The sequence below is a fragment of the Streptomyces sp. NPDC050617 genome (assembly GCF_040654795.1).
GTDB lineage: Bacteria > Actinomycetota > Actinomycetes > Streptomycetales > Streptomycetaceae > Streptomyces.
This window is the reverse complement of sequence record NZ_JBFAIS010000034.1, coordinates 17,619-34,328: the sequence shown is the minus strand read 5'-3', so window position 1 is coordinate 34,328 and position 16,710 is coordinate 17,619. Positions and strand designations below refer to the sequence as shown.

Here is a 16,710-nt window from a genome sequence, read left to right as displayed (position 1 = left end):
CCCCGCCGCCCCGGCCGCGGACGGGGCGGCGGACGGCTCAGCCGGCGATCGCGCAGACGCTCGAGGCGTGCGCGGCCGGCTCGTCCCGGCCCTTCGTCGTCAGCGTAATATCGGCGAACGCCAGCCGCCGCCCGAGCTTGGTGACACACGCCCTGACCAGCACATCCGTGCCGGTGACGGGGCGCTGGAAGGTGATCGACTGCTGGACGGTGGTCATCGGCCCGAACCCGCCGCGGGCGGCCGACACCGCGATCACGGCGGCCGTGTCGGCGGCGGCCATCAGCGCCTGCCCGGACAGCGCGCCGCCCTCCCGCGCCAGCGCGTCGGACCACGGCAGCCGCAGCACCGCGTGGCGCTCGCCCGTCTCCGTCACGGTCAGCCCCAGCTCCCGCACCCACGGGGCGAAATGGTCGGCGAGGATCTTGTCGGCGGCTTCGTTCGTCAGCGTCATCGCGCCATTGTGGCCTTGACGCGGCCACCGAGGAACGCCGTACGGTCGCGGCGTGAGTGCCGACGACGTGTTCGCGCCCGAGACGTACGCCCGCGGCGTGCCCTACGACCTCTTCCGCGAGCTGCGGGCCACGGCCCCGGTGTGCCGCGTCGAGGAGCCCGCCAGCGGCCCCTGGCCGGCCGGCCCCGGGTTCTGGGCCGTCTTCCGGCACGCCGACGTCCGGCATGTGCTGCGCACCCCCGAGGACTACTCCTCGCACCTCGGCGCCACCCAGATCCGCGACCCCGACACCCCCGCCGACCTGGCGTTCGTCCGGTCCATGATGCTCAATCAGGACCCGCCCGGACACGCGCGGCTGCGGCGGATCGTCGCGGCGTCCTTCACCCCGCGCGCCGTGCGCGAGCTGGAGGGGGTTATCGAGGCGCGGGCGCACGCGCTGATCGACGGCGTCGCGGCGCGCGGCGAGGCCGACTATGTGGAGCTGGCCGCCGATCTGCCGGTGTGGACGCTCGCCCATGTCCTGGGGGTGCCGGAGCGCGACCGGCGGCTGCTGTTCGACTGGTCCAGCCGGGTGATCGGCTACCAGGACGACGAGTACGCGGCATCCGCGACGTACGCCGCGTACCCATCCCAGGGCGGGGGCGGCGTGGCGGAGGAGCTCAGCGGGATGGGGCGCGCGGCCGTCGCCGTACGCCCGGCGCTCCGGGCCCGGCCGGACGGGACCGCGGTCAACCCCCGCTCGCGCGCGGCGCTCGCCGACATGTTCGCGTACGCGCACGCGCTGGCCGAGGCGCCCCGGCCCGGCAGCGTGATGGCGCACATGCGGGAGGGCGGGCTGGACCGCGAGGAGTTCGAGAACATGTTCTTCCTCTTCGCGGTGGCCGGGAACGAAACGCTCCGCAACGGCATCCCGGGCGCGCTGCTGACCCTCCTCGACCACCCGGAGCAGTGCGCGCGGTTCGTGCGGGAGCCCGCGCTCACCGACTCCGCCATCGAGGAACTGCTGCGCTACTGGCCGCCCGTGATGGACTTCCGGCGCACCGCCGCCCGCGACGTCGAGCTGGGCGGCGTGCGCATCCGGCGCGGCGAGAAGGTCGTCGTCTACCACGCCTCCGCCAACCGGGACGAGACCGTCTTCCCCGACCCCGACCGCTTCGACATCACCCGCGCCCCCGGCCCCCACGTCAGCTTCGGCCACGGCCCGCACCTGTGCCTGGGCGCGCACCTCGCGCGCGTACAGCTGCGGGCCATGCTGCGCGCCACCCTGGAGCGGCTGCCCGGACTCGAACGGGCGGGGGAGCCCGTCCGGCTGACCTCCAACTTCCAGAACGGGCTCAAGCACCTGCCCGTCAGATGGCGAGCCACCGGCTGAACAGCGCGGCAGGGCCGACCAGACGGCGGCCCGTCAGACGGCGAACATGACCCTGAACGGGCCCGTCGCATCGCCCACCGCGTGGCCGAACGGCGAGTCGAAGTCCCAGATCAGAAAGAGCAGGAAGGCGATGAGCGCGCTGTAGATCCCGGCCAGCAGCAACTCCCGCCCAGAACGCCGGATCTGCAAGGTGAAGATCAGCCCCACGGCCACCACCGCCCCGACGATCAGCCCGAACCACACCACGCCGGGCATCGTGTCCCCGGCGTTGTGCGCCCGCTCGCCCCGCGCGTCGTCCACCGCGCCGACCTGGTCCAGCAGCGGCTGGTACGACTGGTTCTCGTGGTCGTCGCGCGGTACGTACGAGGTCACGTCCTCACGCACCTTCGCCAGCAGCTCGGCGCCGCGGTCGGACAGCCGGCCCGAGTCCAGCATCTCCGGCCACTCCTTGTGCACCACATGACTGACGTACGCGTGCACGTCCTTGCGCGTGGTGTCACGGGCCGTCGGCGCGTACGCCTGGACCCGCTCGCTCACCTCGTGCAGCGCCTGCGCCTCGACGCGCACCCCGTCCTGCGCCGCGGTCCGCGCCTCCCACACGCCGGCGATGGCCAGGCCGAGCACGATGGCATAGACCACGCCGACCATCATGGTCATGTACTCGATGACGTCGGGCGTCTCGCTCGGATCGTCGTCGTCGCCGACTCTGCGCTGCCTGAGCACCGTGATCGTCAGGACCACGGCGCACGCGGCGGCCATCGCCAGGGTCAGGACCAGCCACTCCGACAAGGGAACCTCCGAAGGACGAACGGGAATCCGGGCGGCGCGCGACGCGTCAGCGGTCGCGGCCGCCGCCCGAGCGCGGCCGCAGCATCGCGGCGGCGAGCACGGCCGGACCCATGATCAGCAGGGCGAACGTGACCATCGACTGACCGCCCGCCGTCCGCTTGTGCACGGACCGGTGATAGGCGCGCTGCGCGAGACGGGCGGGCGTCGGCTCGGCGGAGCCGGCGGGCGGCCGCGCCGTCGGCGACGGCGGGGGAGCGGGCGACGTCGACGGCGGCACAGGCGCCGGTTCCGTCGGTACGGGCGTGGGGTCCGGGTGTCTCGGCGGTGCGGGGTGCGCGGGCGCCGGTCCGGGCGGCCGGGGCTCGGGTGGCCGAGGCTTGGGCGGCACGGGCCGCTTCGGCGGTCTCGGCGCGGCGGCGCGGCACGAGCGGCCGACCACCGCCCAGGACCCCCCGGCCCCCGCCTGCGCCCGGACGCAGCCGCCGGGCCCCCGCACGGTCGCCGACGCGGACGAGCCGTCGCTGGAAGCGGAGACGGAGGAACCGCCCCCCGATACGGAGACGGAGGACCCGCCCCCTGACACGGAGACCGAGGAGCCGTTCCCCGACACGGAGACCGAGGGCCCGCCGTGCGAGAGGCGCGGCCGGGGCGGGAAGCCGTGGTGACCGCGCGCCGGCTGCTCGCGCGGGCCGGGGGGAGGCATGCCCCGGGCCCCGCCCGCGACGTGGCTGCGCGCCCCGTCGTCCGCAGGGCCGCGCACCACGGCGGCCGGGCCGGCCGGCGCGCCCTCGCCCGCCCCCGTGCCCATCCCCGCCGTGGCCAGCACCGCCACCGCCGCCACGATGCCCGAACGTCCTGCTCGAAGCCATGCACTCACATCAAGGATGGTGCGCGGCACGGCTGTTGATCAGTCTCCGGAGCAGCCGGATTCCTCCGATGGGCTGAAAGACGGGCCGTTGCGGCCGTTCCGGGTTTGGATCGCCCCGCGTCTCAAAGGTCCGTGAAGTCCCCGTGCCGCCCCGCGCCCGCGGCGAACCGGGCGGCCCCCTCGGCGGCCTCGCCCAACGCCCGTACTCCGTAATCGAATTCCACCGCCATGGCCGCGTCGAGCGGCGCCCCCTCCTGTTCCAGCAGGGATGCGCGGTCGCCGCGCAGGCACGTCTGCGGGAAGCGGCCGATCTCGGCCGCGAGCCGCTCGGCCTCGGCGCGGGCGCGCCCCGGCGACACGAGCCGGTTGGCGAGCCCCATCTCGTACGCCTCGGCGGCCGGCACCGGGCGGCCCGTCAGCACCAGGTCCATCGCCCGGCTCGCGCCGATCAGACGGGGCAGCCGCACCGTGCCGCCGTCGATCAGCGGCACGCCCCAGCGGCGGCAGAACACGCCGAAGACCGCGTCCTCCTCGGCCACCCGCAGATCGCACCAGAGCGCCAACTCCAGCCCGCCCGCCACCGCGTGGCCGCTGACCGCCGCGACCACCGGCTTCGTCAGCCGCATCCGGGTGGGCCCCATCGGCCCGTCGCCGTCCGCCGCGACGCGGTTGGCGCGCTCGGAGCCCATCGCCTTGAGGTCGGCGCCCGCGCAGAACGTACCGCCCTCGCCCCACAGCACGGCCGCCCGCGCCCTCTCGTCCGCCTCGAACGCGCGGAAGGCGTCGGCGAGCGCGGCGGCGGTCGGCCCGTCCACGGCGTTGCGGACCTCGGGCCGGGCGAGGACGACCGTGGTGACGTTTCCCGCCCGCTCGACGCGGACGCTCACCGCGCCCCCTCCGCGACCGCCCGCTCCAGCACCGGACCGAGGTCCACGCCCGTCGGCAGCGTCCCGAACGCGTGCCCCCAGTCGCCGCCGAGCCGCGAGGCGCAGAAGGCGTCCGCGACGGCCGGCGGGCTGTGCCGCACCAGCAGGCTGCCCTGGAGCACGAGGGTGAGCTGCTCCGCCAGCCGGCGCGCCAGCAGCTGGGCCCGCCCCGGATCGGACAGCTCCCCGAGCAGCTTGCGCACCCGCGCCACCGCCGCGTCGAGCCGGGCGTCCGCGCCCGCCGCCGCGTCGACCTCGGCGAAGAAGGCGTCCAGCGCCGCCGGCTCCTTGGCGAGCGCCCGCAGCACGTCGAGGGCCGCGACATTGCCGGACCCCTCCCAGATGGAGAGCAGCGGCGCCTCCCGGTACAGCCGCGGCATCCCCGACTCCTCGACATAGCCGTTGCCGCCCAGGCACTCCAGCGCCTCGGCCGCGTGCGCGCTGCCCCGCTTGCACACCCAGTACTTGCCCGCCGCCAGCGCGAGCCGCCGCAGCGCCGACTCCGCCGCGTCGCCCGCCTCGGACCGGTCCAGCGCCGCCGCCAGCCGCATCCCCAGCACCGTCGCGGCCTCCGACTCCACCGCCAGGTCCGCGAGGACGGCGCGCATCAGCGGCTGGTCGATCAGCTCCGCGCCGAACGCGCGCCGGTGCGCCGCGTGGTGCAGCGCCTGCCGCAGCCCGGCGCGCATCCCCGCCGCCGACCCCAGCACGCAGTCCAGGCGCGTCATGTTGACCATCTCGACGATCGTGCGCACCCCCCGGCCCGGCTCGCCGACCGGCCACGCCACGGCCTGCTCGTACTCGATCTCGGCGGACGCGTTCGACCGGTTGCCGAGCTTGTCCTTGAGCCGCATCAGCCGCATCGCGTTGCGCGTGCCGTCCGGCAGCAGCCGCGGCAGCAGGAAACACGTCAGCCCCTCCGGCGCCTGCGCCAGCACCAGGAACACATCGCTCATCGGCGCGGACGTGAACCACTTGTGCCCGGTGAGCAGATACGAGCCGTCGCCCGCCGGCACGGCCGCCGTGGTGTTGGCCCGTACGTCCGAGCCGCCCTGCTTCTCCGTCATCGACATGCCCGCGATCAGCCCCCGCTTGGTCAGCGGCGGGCGCGGCGCGGCGTCGTACACGGTGGCGGAGAGGAGCGGTTCGTACGCGGCGGCGAGCTCCGGCTGCGCGCGCAGCGCGGGCACGGCCGCGTACGTCATGGAGATCGGGCAGCCGTGGCCGGGCTCGGCCTGGGCCCAGGCGTAGAACTTCGCGGCCCGCACCAGATGCGCGCCGGGCCGGGACTCCGCCCAGGCGGCGGCGTGCTGGCCGCTCTCCACGGCGGCGGCCATCAGCCGGTGCCAGGCCGGGTGGAACTCGACCTCGTCGACGCGGTGCCCGTAGCGGTCGTGGGTGTGCAGCACGGGCGGCGAGGCTTCCGCCATCCGGGCCCAGTCCTGCACCTCGGGCGACCCGGCGCGCGCCCCGAGCGCGCGGACCTCCGCCTCGCCCCACGCCCCGCCGTCCCGCCGCAGGGCTTCGAGGAGCGCCGCGTCGTCGGCCGTGCTGGAGCCGGTCAGGGGCGGGGCCTGGTTGAGAACTTCGTGGGTGGCGCTCACGGCGACCTCCGGGCGGTGCGGCTGGGGCGGTACGGGCCTGTGCGGTAGACGGGTCCGGGTCGGTCCTGGTCCGGGGCGGTCCCGGTCCGGGCGTCGTGCCGGTATTACAGTTGCATGATGCGTGATGGGGAACTGTAATGGATAGGGTGTGGCCAGCCATGGACGACACCGAACCGGGCGGCGCGGAGCCGCGTACCGCCGACCTCAGCACCGCCGACCCCGGCGTCGCCGGACCCCTCGCCCTCCGGCCGCTCACCGCCCGCTCGATCGTGCTCTCCACCCTGCTGGGCCACCACCCGCCGACCCTCCCGGCCCGTGCCCTGGTGCGCGTCGGCGACCTCTTCGGCATCGCCGAGGGCACCGTCCGCACCGCGCTGACCCGCATGGTCGCCGCCGGAGACCTCGCCCAGCACGACGGCGCGTACCGGCTCACCGACCGGCTGCTCGCCCGCCAGGCCCGCCAGGACGACAGCCGCGCCCCCCGCACCCGCCGCTGGGACGGCGGCTGGGAGATCGCCGTCGTCACCGCCGAGCGCCGCCCCGCCGCCGAGCGCACCGCGCTCCGCCAGGCCATGACCGCCCTGCGCCTCGCCGAACTCCGCGAAGGCACGTGGCTGCGCCCCGCCAACCTCGTACGGGACCGGCCGCCCGTCGTCCTCGCCCAGTGCACCCTGCTGACCGGCGCCCCCGAATCCGGCCGCCCGGCGGAGCTGGCCGCCGCCCTGTGGGACCTCGACGGCTGGGAGCGGCGGGCCCGGGCCCTCCAGCGGGCGCTGACCGGCGCGCACGCGCTCGCGGAGCGGTTCACCGTCTCCGCCGCCATCCTGCGCCACCTCCTCGCCGACCCCGTGCTGCCCGCCGAACTCCTGCCGCCGCGCTGGCCGGGCGACGCGCTGCGCGCCGGGTACGACGCCTTCGAGGACGAGTTCCGCCGGATTCTGGCCCGCCATGTGGGCGCGTAGCCCCCGCCCGAGCCCCCGCATCGCGTTGTCGGCGGGCCCGTACCGCCACGTCAGCGGGTCCGTACCGCCGTCAAACGCCGGGGAATGTGAGCGGTCGATGACAATTCCGCTGATCGGCGGGTACCGGTGCGGGAGCACGGCCCGATCGGATCGATACTGATCGCATGTCACGCGTGCTGCTGATCGAGGACGACCGCGCCGTACGGGAAGGGGTCACCCTCACCCTCCGCCGCCGCGGCCACGAAGTCGAGGCCGCGTCGACCGGCGACGCCGGGCTCGCCGCGCTGGAGACCTTCCGGCCCGACCTCATCCTCCTCGACCTCATGCTCCCCGACCGCAGCGGCTTCGAGGTCTGCCGCCGCATCCGCGCCACCCAGCAGCTCCCGATCATCATGCTCACCGCGCGCGGCGACGACATAGACGTCGTGCTCGGCCTGGAGGCCGGCGCCGACGACTACATCGTCAAGCCCGCCCGCGGCGAGGTGCTCGAAGCGCGCATCCGCGCCGTGCTGCGCCGCGCCGCGCCCGGCGACGCCGCCGAGGGCCCCGTCGCCGCGCCCCCGGCCGCCGAGACCCATGGCGACCTCACCATCGACCGCGGCGGACTGCTGGTCGCCAAGCACGGGAAGGACCTGTCGCTCGCCCCCTCGGAGCTGAAGCTGCTGCTGTACCTGTCGGCGGCGCCGGGCCGGGTCTTCAGCCGCCAGCAGCTCCTGGAACACGTCTGGGAGCACAGCTACTACGGCGACGCCCGGCTGGTGGACGCCTGCGTGATGCGGCTGCGGACCAAGGTCGAGGACTCCTCGCGCTCGCCCCGGTACATCCAGACCGTACGGGGTTTCGGCTACCGCTTCGGGCCGGTGTGATGTCCTCGGAGCCCGACGGCCGGAAGGCCCCCGACGGTGAGGAAGGGGCCTCGGACCGTAAGGAGGGGGCCTCCGGCCGTGAGGAGGGGGCCTCGGATCGTACGCCCGCCGGGCACGGGAGCGCCGAGGACGGCCCGCCCGCCCGGCGCCGGTTCAAGCCGCGCTCCCTGGCCCGCGGCCTGCGCGCCCGTCTCGTGGTCGCCTTCCTGCTCGTAGCGGCCCTCAGCGCGCTCACCACCGCGGCCCTCACCTTCCGCGAGGCCCGTAACGCGATCCTCAAGCGCACCCAGGACACCGCAGTACAGACCCTGCGCTCCCGGGTCGATTCGCAGCTCCCGGATGTCCCCTTCCCGCCCGACCAGGCGGCGCTGGCCACCTTCACCCACGACCTCGACCAGGCTGGGGAGCCCCAGCGCTGGAGCACCTACGCCCGCTACAAGAACGAGGGCGTGGCGGTGGACGACATCCCGGGCGGCACGATTCCCCCCAAGCTCGCGGAGAAGGTGCGCAAGGGCGTGTCCGCCTTCCAGCGCGTCGAGGACGGGGGCGAGCCGTGGCTCGTCATCGGCCTGCCCGTCACCTTCGGCGACAACGCTTCGGAACTGTCCGGCCTGGAGGTCTACGCGCGGATGCCGCTGCGCGGCGAGGAAGCCAACGTGGGGGCGCTCGTCGAGGCCGCCCAGCGCGGCGCGCTGCCCGCCTTCGCGATCGCCATCATCCCGGCGCTGCTCGCCGCACAAGGGGTGCTGCGACCCGTACGGGAGCTGCGGCGCGCCACCCAGAAGATCACCGAGGGGGAGCTGGACACCCGGCTCAAGGTGACCGGCGGGGACGAACTCGCCGACCTCTCACGGACGTTCAACGGCATGGCCGCCGCCCTGGAGGAGAACGTCGCCGAGCTGCGCCGGATGGAGGCCAACGCCCGCCGCTTCGCCGCCGACGTCTCGCACGAGCTGCGCACCCCGCTGGCCGCGATGACCGCCGTCACGGACGTCCTCGACGAGGACGCCGGCGACCTCGACCCCGACACGGGCCACGCGGTGCGTCTCATCACCGAGGAGACCGGCAAACTCGCCCGCATGGTCGAGGACTTGATGGAGGTGTCCCGGTTCGACGCGGGCGCCGCGGCGCTCCACCTCGACGAGGTGGACATCCGCGAGGCGGTGTGCAAGACGCTCCAGGCGCGTGCCTGGGAGGGCCGGGTGACGGCCGATCTGCCCGAGGGCGTACGGGCCAGGATCGACCCGCGCCGGATCGACGTCGTGGTCGCCAACCTGGTCGGGAACGCGCTGCGGCACGGCGGTCCGCCCGTGCGGATCACGGCGCGCACCGAGCCCCGCGAGGACGGCGACCGGCTGCTGATCGAGATCTCCGACGGCGGCAGCGGCATAGACCCCGAAGTCCTCCCGCACGTCTTCGACCGCTTCTACAAGGCGGACGCCGCGCGGGCCCGCTCGGAGGGCAGCGGGCTCGGTCTCGCCATCGCCATGGAGAACGTGCGGCTGCACGACGGCACGGTACGGGCCGCCAACAGGCCCGAAGGAGGAGCGGTGTTCACCGTGGAACTGCCGCTGAGGCGGGGAGGGAAGCCGGCGTGAGAAGACTGTGGTCCGGGGCGGCCGCGGCGCTGCTGCTCGTCCTGGTCCCGGGGTGCGGCGTCGAGCCGACCGGGGTCATCGACGTGGGACAGCCCGCCACCGGCGCGAAGCGGCCCGGAGCCTCGGCGCGTGAGGCGGTGCTCTACTTCCTCTCGCCCATGGGCATGCGGCCGGTCCGCCGGCCCGCCTCCGACGATGTGAGCGCGGAGGAGGCGGTGCACCTGCTGATCGGCGGCCCCAACGGCGCCGAGCGGCGGCGCGGCATGCGGACCGCGGTGCCGAAGTTGGCCGACGTCCACGTCACCACCGGTAAGGGCCGGGTCAGCGTGCAAGTGCCCATGAAAGTGAGCGATCTCGGTGTCTTCGCCCGCAACCAGCTGGTGTGCACCGCGGCCGGGAACGACGTGCCGGGCGGCAAGCCGTCCTGGGAGGTCAAGGTCGACCTCAGCGGCGGCGGCGGGGCCGTCGAGGATCTCATGTGCGACATGTACAGCATCCTTCCTCCCTCGAACGGGCCCACGCCCTCGGAGAGTTCGCTGCCCGGCGCCGACGGGGTGAATGACGTGCCGGCGGGCCGACGGCACGTCGACGAGAACCTCAATCGAGTTGATGGCCTGTCACCGACCCCGCCTCCCAAAGGTCGTTGAAGCGCTGTACGCGCCGGGCGACCCGGGTGTCCCGCAACACCAGCCGGGTGTTGGCGATCACGGGTTCCAGCGCCTGCTCGGCGCTGACCTCGTAGCTGACCGCGTCGTCGAAGATGATGAAGTCGAACATCGTGTCGAGCTTGAGCGTCTGCGACAGCGTGGACATCAGCAGCACCCGCACCTCCACGCCCAGATCCGCGTGGCTCACGCGCAGCTCCCGGACGGCATCGTCGTCCACCAGGTCCGGGTGGTCGACGATGAACAGCCGGCGCACCCGCACGCCGCGCTTGATGGCCTCCCGCTGCGCCGCCAGATACCGCCGGCCCAGCTCGGTGGTCCAGAAGTTCACGTCCACCGAGGTGCTCGTGGCGTCGATGGAGCCGGCGGTGCTCTGCGTGAGGGCGAGCAGCCAGTCGTGGTCCTCCCCGTCGTACACCGCCTCGCCGGCGTCGAGGCCCTCCATCAGCATGCCCACCCGGGTGATCTCCGACTGGGCGATCGTGGCGACGATGTCCGGGCCCTCCGCCTTGATCTTCGCGGCGCTGCTGACCAGCTGGACGACCGATTCGGTGTGCAGGGGCGAGTTCTCCACCAGGCTGAACAGCTTGGTGGCCTCGCTGATCTTGGAGTACCGCCGGTCGACGAGGGACTTCATGTCCTTCGCGTGCCGTTCCAGCGAGGACTCCACGCCGTTCAGCCGGCGGTCGAAGTCGGCCATGTACTGGATGATCAGGGTCGATCCGCCGATGAAGATGGAGATGGTCAGCCGCCAGATCTCCGGCTGCCCGGTGGCGTTGGTGATGAGGTAGGCCGCGCCGCCGACGGCGAGCGTGATCGCGGCCTTCCACAGAAACGGTGGTATCGCGTGATCGCGTTCCATGTCGTCCCCCCGGGGATCGTGCCGTGGCTCCCGTCAGCGGGAGGCCAGGGCGTCGCACAGCAACGGGATTGCTTGCAGCGTCAGTTGGTCCCGGATGCGCTGGACCAAGGTGTGCCACTGCCGGGTGAAGCCGGGCTCCCGTTCCAGGGCGTCCCACAGCGGCGCCAGAAGTCGGTTCACGCGTGCTTTCGGCATCCACAAGTGCAGCAGATGATCGACCGCGGGGCGCAGGGCCAGCACGGCCCCCGCACCCTCGGCCGACCCCAGGCGGCTGCGCTCGACCATGGTGACCAGGGTCGTCAGCAGCCAGTCGTGCAGGGCGAGGTCCTCGCAGAACGCCGCGGCCGCCGCCGGGTCGGGGCCGGGCAGCCGCAGCGAGAGCGTCCGCAGCCGGTCGTCGGCCACGGTGAACCGCTCGACGACCGCGCCGCCGTCCCCCTCGGTGCAGCACACCGCGGCCCATCGCAGCCGGGTGCGCCGGGACTTGAAGGGCGGCCGGCGGTCCAGCAGCGGATGCTCCAGCACATCGGTGAGCAGCCGCTCCGCGATGGCGCCGAGATCGACCGTGCCGGGGTCCGGCGGCTCGACGGACAGGAAGCCGTCGCGCAGGTCCGGCACCGACGGGCGCCCCACCGGCACCACCACCCCCGGCCGCACCAGATAGTGCCCCCACGGCATCCGCTGCTCCGTGCCCGCCTCTCCGGCCCGGAACAGCGCCGTGGCCTGGAGCACCCGCCCGCCGGTGAGCACGGCCCGCGCCGCCACCGTGCCGACGCCGCGCACCTGGCGGCCCGACGCGGTGGGCAGCGCGCAGTCCACGCCGGTGAGCAGGTCCGGCGAGACCGCGTACGGATTCGGGCGCTCCGAGACGCGCACCAGTTCGTCCGGGCGCAGCCGCAGCAGCCGCGCCGACCCGTCCCGCGAGAGGGACCCGGAGGTCTGCAACAGGCACGTCCGCACCTCGCCGCACGCGATGACCCGGGCCTCCGGCCCCGCCGCGGCGCTCATGGCTCGTCGAAGAAGTGGTAGGACGTCCGCCGCACGATCTCCGCGGGCACCTCGACGCCCTCGCGCGCGGAGCGCTCCGCGACCTGGCGCAGCACGGCCTCCTCGACCACCACCCGTTCCAGCACGATGTGCACGGCGTGCTCCACGGGCAGGAACCGGGTGGGCAGCACGGAGTACGTGCGGTAGGCGGCGAACGGCGCGGCGGCCGGGTTGAGCTGGAGCAGCGGCGGCAGCTGCGCCCACTCCTCGGGGAACTCCCCGTTCCACGGGCTCGGCCGCAGCACCGGCTCCCCGCGGTCCCGGAGCAGCCCCAGCCGCGTGAGCTGCCACACGGCCGCGAGGAAGGGGCAGGACCAGGTGCGGTCCGCGCCGTCGCCGTCCCATAACTCGATGTCGACGAAGATCGAGTGGCGGCGCGCGCCGACCTCCGACGGCGGCTGCCACGCGGCGAGACCGCTCATGGCCTCCAGCGAGCCCGTCGCCGGGGTGCGCTCGCCGTTGGCCAGCCAGCCCACCTGCCGTACGGACGGCCGCGAGCCGTCGCTGCCCGGCGGCGGCGACTCCACGAGCCGCGGCTCCACGGACCGGGCCGGCTCCACGCCCCCCGCGCGGGCGCACGCCGACTCCCGCGCCAGGTAGTCGATGGTCAGCCCGGCCCGCCGCGCCTCGTCGAGCAGCATCGGCAGCACCTCGGCGGGCGTCGAGAACGGGCTGAAGTAGTCGTCGACGAGAAAGCAACTGCTCACCCGCGGGCGGCCCTTGGGCACCGTGCCCGCGAGCGACGCGTGCAGGGCGTCGGCCCACGGCTTGACCCGCGTGAGCTGACGGCGCAGCCGCTCACGGCCCGCCGCGAAGTCCTCCATATACAGATGCCCCAGCTCCATGGAGACATGGGAGAGCGGCACCGCCTGGGTGCGGGGGTCGGCGGTCGCCTCGCGGAACACGGAATCCACTACCGCTCCCCCCAGGCCGCGTCGTCGTAGAGCCTGTCCGCCAGCTCCTCCAGCGCCTCGCGGGTCGCCCGGTTGGCCACCTTGCTCGCCAGCACGTCCTCATCGGTGATCAGCTGCTCCCGCCACTGGAGTACGGGCTCCAGCGGCACCGTGCTCAGCACCCGGCTGTAGCCCACCTGCTGGGCCGAGGCGAACTCCTTGAGGTCCTGGTCGCACTTGCGCAGCCACGCCGACTGGGGCGCCGGCACATGCGCCAGCAGCGGGGACTCCGGGTCGGGCACGGCGGCCCGTACGAACCGGATGGAGGACAGCAGCCGCGCCTTGTCGTGCCCGCGCGCCACGCCGCCGGCTACCACTCCCCGGTCGCCGAAGACCAGCCCGGACGCGGCGATGATGTGCTGCCGGGTCCAGCGGTGGAAGATCAGCCAGCGCACCAGCAGCTCCCGCGTCTCGGGCTGCGAGGTCGCGTCGAGCGCCATGTCGACCGCGTACGAGCGGCCCGCGCTCAGATCCACGAGGATCACGTCGAACTCCTCCTCCAGCCGCAGGAAGAGGCTGACGCAGCGGCGCACGGCGTCGCGGTTGGTAGCGAACTCGCCGCCGCTGCGGTCTCCCGGCACCAGCACCAGCTGGCCCGAGCCCGTGGGGCGCTGTCGCAGCGCCTCGTTGTCGGTGTCCGCCCAGACGTCGATCCGGTGCGGCTCGGCGACCTTTCCCTGGAGGTAGGAGTGCAGCCCGCCGCGCTCGACGCCGCGCAGCGAGCCGGGGACGTCGAAGACGGCCGCGGCGGTGGGGGAGCCGAAGTCGAAATCGAGATAGCAGACGTCGTCGCCGCGCAGCGCGCGCCGATAGGCGAGATTGGCGCTGGTGACCGAGCGGCCGGTGCCCCCTTTGTCGGAGGCGGCGAAGACGAGCACGCCTCACACCCCTCTCGACCCGGCGCGCCGGGCGACGACCAATTCGTCGAGCTGGCCCAGTACGTCCAGGGCCAGCGCGCACGCGGTGCCCGGCCGGTCGTCCACGATCTGCCGCGCTCTGCGCAACTGGAGCTCCACGGTTTTGAGCCGGATCTCCCGCGAGGTGTCCTCGCAGGAGGCGGCTTCCAGCATTTCGTTCCCGAAGAGATGGCCGGCCTCGCTGAGCAGAGCCGTCGCCATGCTGTTCAATTCCGCGCTGCGGATGGGAGGTTGACGGTACAGGCCGGTGGCCGCGGTCATGCATTCGACTATGCGTTCGGTGATGGTCCAGGACAGCGGCGACGCGGTCGGCGGCGAATCCGGGCACACGGCGTGCACGTTGTCCCACAGCTTCGCGCCCGCGCCCGAGGGAATGCGCCGCTCCCAGAGATGGTCCAGGATCTGCTCCGCCAGCCGCAGCAGCCGGTCGTGCGAGCCGATGTTCCGGGAGAGGCTGCACAGCTGGATCGTGCGCTTGAGCAACTGCGCCGGGAAGTCGGACATCGACCACTGCATGGCCGGCCCCAGGCTCTCGCTGCCCAGCAGCGGCAGCCTGATGCCCGGATTATGCAGCTCCACCGCGGGGTCGTCGCGCGTCATCCGCCGGGTGATCTTGGCTCGCGAGGCCAGCTCCTCCATGACCGCCACGGTCCGGGTGAGGTCGTCGTCCGTGGCCCGGCGGCGGAACAGGTCCTGGACCAGGATGGCCGCCACCGAGAGGCTGAAGTAGTCCGACTCCAGGTACTGACCGCCCGTCTGCCAGGGGACGTCCTCCAGGGGCCAGCGGCCCTCGCCGAACCGGGCGATCTTCGACCAGTACTGCTGGGTGATCTCCCAGCGCAGCCGGAGCGCCTCCGCCAGCCGCTGCTGCTCCGTGTTGAGCAGGCCCAGCGTCAGCGTCCGGTTGGAGAACAGGTCCGCGATGCCGTCGAGCGCGACCACCGTGAAGTACAGATAGGGCGACGGCCGCGCGACGCCCTTGGGCTGGGCGCCGATGGGCGCGGTGGTGTCGATCGGCGGAGCGTCCTGCACCACGCCCCACGACCAGCCGCACTCGAACAGCAGATTCTCGTTGCCGAGGTCTCCCACGACATTGATGCCGAGATCGACGTATTCCCGGATCGCGGCCCGGATCGGTTTCAGCTCGCGCTGGAGCTGCTGTACCACGGAACGCCGGGAAAGGTGCTCCTGGTTCACCCGGTCGCACAGCGCGACGCCCTGCTCGGATTCGGCGTCGAAGAGATTGACGGTGAAACACCGCAGCAGACTGACCATGGCAGCGGTCAGCCGCTTCCGGGTGGCCGCCTCCAATTCGAGCGCCATTTCCTCCACGTCTTTGCGCCGCGGTTCCCGGGCGTAGACCTTGAGGAATCCGAGCGTCGCCAGCGCCAGCGTGATCGACATGGAATAGGAATCCACCACGCCGAGCGCCCGCTGCTCCGGCGTCAATTCCTCATTCGGGTCCTGCGAGTCGAAATAATATCCGCCGGCGAAGCTGGGGCCCGAATCCCCGGCGGTGTGCGCGTCCATGAACTCGGTGAGTGCGGTGATCAGTTTGCAGGGAATGTCCTCGCGGGTTCCCGCTTTCCGCAGGGCGCGCAGGGCGTCGTCCGTGGTCTCATTCGGCGCGTCCAGCCGGAAGGCCGGGATCTCGGTCGCCGGATAGAGCAGGCACAGCAGATGCTCCGCGTCGGCGACGCTGCTCGCACCGCCCCGCTCGCCCCATTGCCAACTGCCGTCGGGAAACGAATGCCGGGCGATGGCCTGCCAGATCTCCAGCAGGTGCTGTCGTGGCTGGATGCGCATCCCGTACCCCTTGGATGAGAGCGTCCGCGTGCGGAATGGTCAGGCCGGGTCGCGCCGGCCGCAGGCCAGGATCATGCCGGTGTACCCCTCGCGCACCGGGCCCTCGGGCAGCCCGAACCGCCTCAGCGTCTTGACCGTGGCGTGCGGGTCCAGACTGGCCTCGACCTCCGCGCTGCCGACCTCGCAGGCGGGGAACAGGTCGTCGCCGACCCAGTAGCCGCCCGAGTTCTCCATGAACGCGGCGGCGAACGGCGCGCCGGGCGCCAGCGATCCGATGAACGCGGCCACCGCGCCCTCGAACTCCCGGTGGGAGGTCGACAGCGATTCCGCGACGAAGAACATCGTCCCGACCCCCTGATTCCGCAGCCGCTCGGGCAGCCGGAACAGGTCGCCTTCCTCGACGGTCACGGAGTGCTTGAAGCGCGCCCGCGGGTCGGTGATGTCCTGATATTCCTCTTCTTTGCACAGCACTTGCCAGAAGGGGGCCCAGCTGTCGTCGTACCGAGGAACCTGGTTCCGCAGCCAGGCGGCGTTTTGCGCCGATCGCTCGTACAGGGTGATCTGGTCACACCACGGCAGGAGCGAGAACGCGGGATAGAGATTGGCCCCTGCACCCACATCGATGCCCGAAACCGGCCGTTCCGGGTTCGTTCGGAAGTGATCGGAGAAGTAGTCTCTTACGACATTGATGATCTCTTCGTCGTCCGTGCGCAGCGCACTGTAGTTGTGCTGCATGTATGACTGGGAGTCGAACGAGTCCCAAGGTGCGTCCCTGTTGAGACACAGCGTGTCACCCTCTGACGTGAGATCCATGCAATCGATGTTAGCGCCAAGTCGCCCCACCGGGTCTGCGGAGTAGAGGATTTACGGAAGGCGCATGACAGCGCCGGAGCGAAGCTGACAATGACCTTGAGAACGCCTGCCGGAAGTGGATGCTCGATGACCGGAAAGTGACCGGAGCGCCCGGAGGAACCCTCTCAAGATGTTCACCCGATAGTGAATGCGCGCCCCGTTGACACATTGA

At 72.8% G+C, this 16,710-nt stretch carries 17 protein-coding genes; 6 read left to right on the top strand and 11 right to left on the bottom strand.

The window, feature by feature from the left end; translation table 11 throughout:
* Positions 1-37 precede the first annotated feature (37 nt).
* Complete coding sequence (locus AB0I49_RS32925) at positions 38-451, bottom strand: PaaI family thioesterase (RefSeq protein WP_363230841.1); 414 nt, start codon at positions 449-451, stop codon at positions 38-40.
* Between the two features lie 52 nt (positions 452-503).
* Between AB0I49_RS32925 and AB0I49_RS32920 the strand changes: the two genes are divergently transcribed.
* Entirely contained in the window at positions 504-1,823 is a 1,320-nt protein-coding gene (locus tag AB0I49_RS32920) for a cytochrome P450 (protein ID WP_363230840.1), read from the top strand.
* Between the two features lie 33 nt (positions 1,824-1,856).
* Here the strand turns inward: AB0I49_RS32920 and AB0I49_RS32915 are convergent, their stop codons facing one another.
* Together AB0I49_RS32915 and AB0I49_RS32910 are read right to left on the bottom strand one after the other, a co-directional pair.
* Positions 1,857-2,612 carry a hypothetical protein gene (locus tag AB0I49_RS32915; RefSeq protein WP_363230839.1) on the bottom strand — a complete coding sequence of 252 codons (756 nt, stop codon included), beginning with the start codon at positions 2,610-2,612 and terminating at the stop codon, positions 1,857-1,859.
* Positions 2,613-2,658: 46 nt separating this feature from the next.
* Entirely contained in the window at positions 2,659-2,889 is a 231-nt protein-coding gene (locus AB0I49_RS32910; RefSeq protein WP_363230838.1) for a hypothetical protein, read from the bottom strand.
* A 100-nt stretch (positions 2,890-2,989) separates the two neighbouring features.
* On the opposite strand from AB0I49_RS32910, the gene AB0I49_RS32905 reads away from it, so the two are divergent.
* Entirely contained in the window at positions 2,990-3,277 is a 288-nt protein-coding gene (locus AB0I49_RS32905) for a hypothetical protein (protein ID WP_363230837.1), read from the top strand.
* 325 nt (positions 3,278-3,602) lie between these two features.
* On the opposite strand, the gene AB0I49_RS32900 is transcribed toward AB0I49_RS32905, so the two are convergent.
* Together AB0I49_RS32900 and AB0I49_RS32895 are read right to left on the bottom strand one after the other, a co-directional pair.
* Positions 3,603-4,367: a crotonase/enoyl-CoA hydratase family protein gene (locus AB0I49_RS32900; protein WP_363230836.1), complete on the bottom strand. Its 765-nt coding sequence runs from the start codon at positions 4,365-4,367 to the stop codon at positions 3,603-3,605.
* Positions 4,364-6,010, bottom strand: coding sequence for an acyl-CoA dehydrogenase family protein (locus AB0I49_RS32895; protein WP_363230835.1), 1,647 nt, complete (start codon positions 6,008-6,010; stop codon positions 4,364-4,366). Before AB0I49_RS32895 ends, AB0I49_RS32900 begins: the two co-directional genes overlap by 4 nt.
* A 158-nt stretch (positions 6,011-6,168) precedes the next feature.
* On the opposite strand from AB0I49_RS32895, the gene AB0I49_RS32890 reads away from it, so the two are divergent.
* The 4 genes from AB0I49_RS32890 (at position 6,169) to AB0I49_RS32875 (ending at position 10,083) form a co-directional block, all read left to right on the top strand.
* Positions 6,169-6,972: a PaaX family transcriptional regulator C-terminal domain-containing protein gene (locus AB0I49_RS32890; protein WP_363230834.1), complete on the top strand. Its 804-nt coding sequence runs from the start codon at positions 6,169-6,171 to the stop codon at positions 6,970-6,972.
* 164 nt (positions 6,973-7,136) lie between these two features.
* Complete coding sequence (locus AB0I49_RS32885; RefSeq protein WP_363230833.1) at positions 7,137-7,838, top strand: response regulator transcription factor; 702 nt, start codon at positions 7,137-7,139, stop codon at positions 7,836-7,838.
* Positions 7,838-9,436, top strand: a complete 1,599-nt coding sequence (locus tag AB0I49_RS32880; protein WP_363230832.1) for a HAMP domain-containing sensor histidine kinase — start codon at positions 7,838-7,840, stop codon at positions 9,434-9,436. The genes AB0I49_RS32885 and AB0I49_RS32880 overlap by 1 nt, the downstream gene beginning before the upstream one ends.
* On the top strand, positions 9,433-10,083 hold the full coding sequence (locus AB0I49_RS32875) for a hypothetical protein (RefSeq protein WP_363230831.1): 651 nt from the start codon (positions 9,433-9,435) through the stop codon (positions 10,081-10,083). The genes AB0I49_RS32880 and AB0I49_RS32875 overlap by 4 nt, the downstream gene beginning before the upstream one ends.
* Here the strand turns inward: AB0I49_RS32875 and AB0I49_RS32870 are convergent.
* From AB0I49_RS32870 to AB0I49_RS32845, 6 genes are read right to left on the bottom strand one after another with little or no spacing between them, the layout of a single operon-like run.
* A complete protein-coding gene (locus tag AB0I49_RS32870; RefSeq protein WP_363230830.1) occupies positions 10,034-10,963 on the bottom strand; it encodes a DUF6879 family protein in 930 nt (309 codons plus the stop codon). The two genes, AB0I49_RS32875 and AB0I49_RS32870, sit on opposite strands and share 50 nt — an antisense overlap.
* Positions 10,964-10,996: 33 nt before the next feature.
* A complete protein-coding gene (locus tag AB0I49_RS32865) occupies positions 10,997-11,971 on the bottom strand; it encodes an SCO2521 family protein (protein WP_363230829.1) in 975 nt (324 codons plus the stop codon).
* Positions 11,968-12,915 (bottom strand): SCO2522 family protein, encoded by a 948-nt coding sequence (locus tag AB0I49_RS32860; protein ID WP_363230883.1) that lies wholly within the window; start codon positions 12,913-12,915, stop codon positions 11,968-11,970. The genes AB0I49_RS32865 and AB0I49_RS32860 overlap by 4 nt, the downstream gene beginning before the upstream one ends.
* Positions 12,916-12,923: 8 nt before the next feature.
* A complete protein-coding gene (locus AB0I49_RS32855; protein WP_363230828.1) occupies positions 12,924-13,841 on the bottom strand; it encodes an SCO2523 family variant P-loop protein in 918 nt (305 codons plus the stop codon).
* Between the two features lie 3 nt (positions 13,842-13,844).
* Positions 13,845-15,686 carry an SCO2524 family protein gene (locus AB0I49_RS32850; protein ID WP_363230827.1) on the bottom strand — a complete coding sequence of 614 codons (1,842 nt, stop codon included), beginning with the start codon at positions 15,684-15,686 and terminating at the stop codon, positions 13,845-13,847.
* A gap of 39 nt (positions 15,687-15,725) precedes the next feature.
* Entirely contained in the window at positions 15,726-16,499 is a 774-nt protein-coding gene (locus tag AB0I49_RS32845; RefSeq protein ID WP_363230826.1) for an SCO2525 family SAM-dependent methyltransferase, read from the bottom strand.
* Positions 16,500-16,710 lie beyond the last annotated feature (211 nt).

Bases quoted from the DNA above. Each gene is read 5' to 3' on its own strand.
- AB0I49_RS32850 (WP_363230827.1), bottom strand. From the start codon at position 15,686: ATGCGCATCCAGCCACGACAGCACCTGCTGGAGATCTGGCAGGCCATC.
- AB0I49_RS32885 (WP_363230833.1), top strand. From the start codon at position 7,137: ATGTCACGCGTGCTGCTGATCGAGGACGACCGCGCCGTACGGGAAGGG.
- AB0I49_RS32865 (WP_363230829.1), bottom strand. From the start codon at position 11,971: ATGAGCGCCGCGGCGGGGCCGGAGGCCCGGGTCATCGCGTGCGGCGAG.
- AB0I49_RS32925 (WP_363230841.1), bottom strand. From the start codon at position 451: ATGACGCTGACGAACGAAGCCGCCGACAAGATCCTCGCCGACCATTTC.
- AB0I49_RS32890 (WP_363230834.1), top strand. From the start codon at position 6,169: ATGGACGACACCGAACCGGGCGGCGCGGAGCCGCGTACCGCCGACCTC.
- AB0I49_RS32880 (WP_363230832.1), top strand. From the start codon at position 7,838: ATGTCCTCGGAGCCCGACGGCCGGAAGGCCCCCGACGGTGAGGAAGGG.
- AB0I49_RS32845 (WP_363230826.1), bottom strand. From the start codon at position 16,499: ATGGATCTCACGTCAGAGGGTGACACGCTGTGTCTCAACAGGGACGCA.
- AB0I49_RS32870 (WP_363230830.1), bottom strand. From the start codon at position 10,963: ATGGAACGCGATCACGCGATACCACCGTTTCTGTGGAAGGCCGCGATC.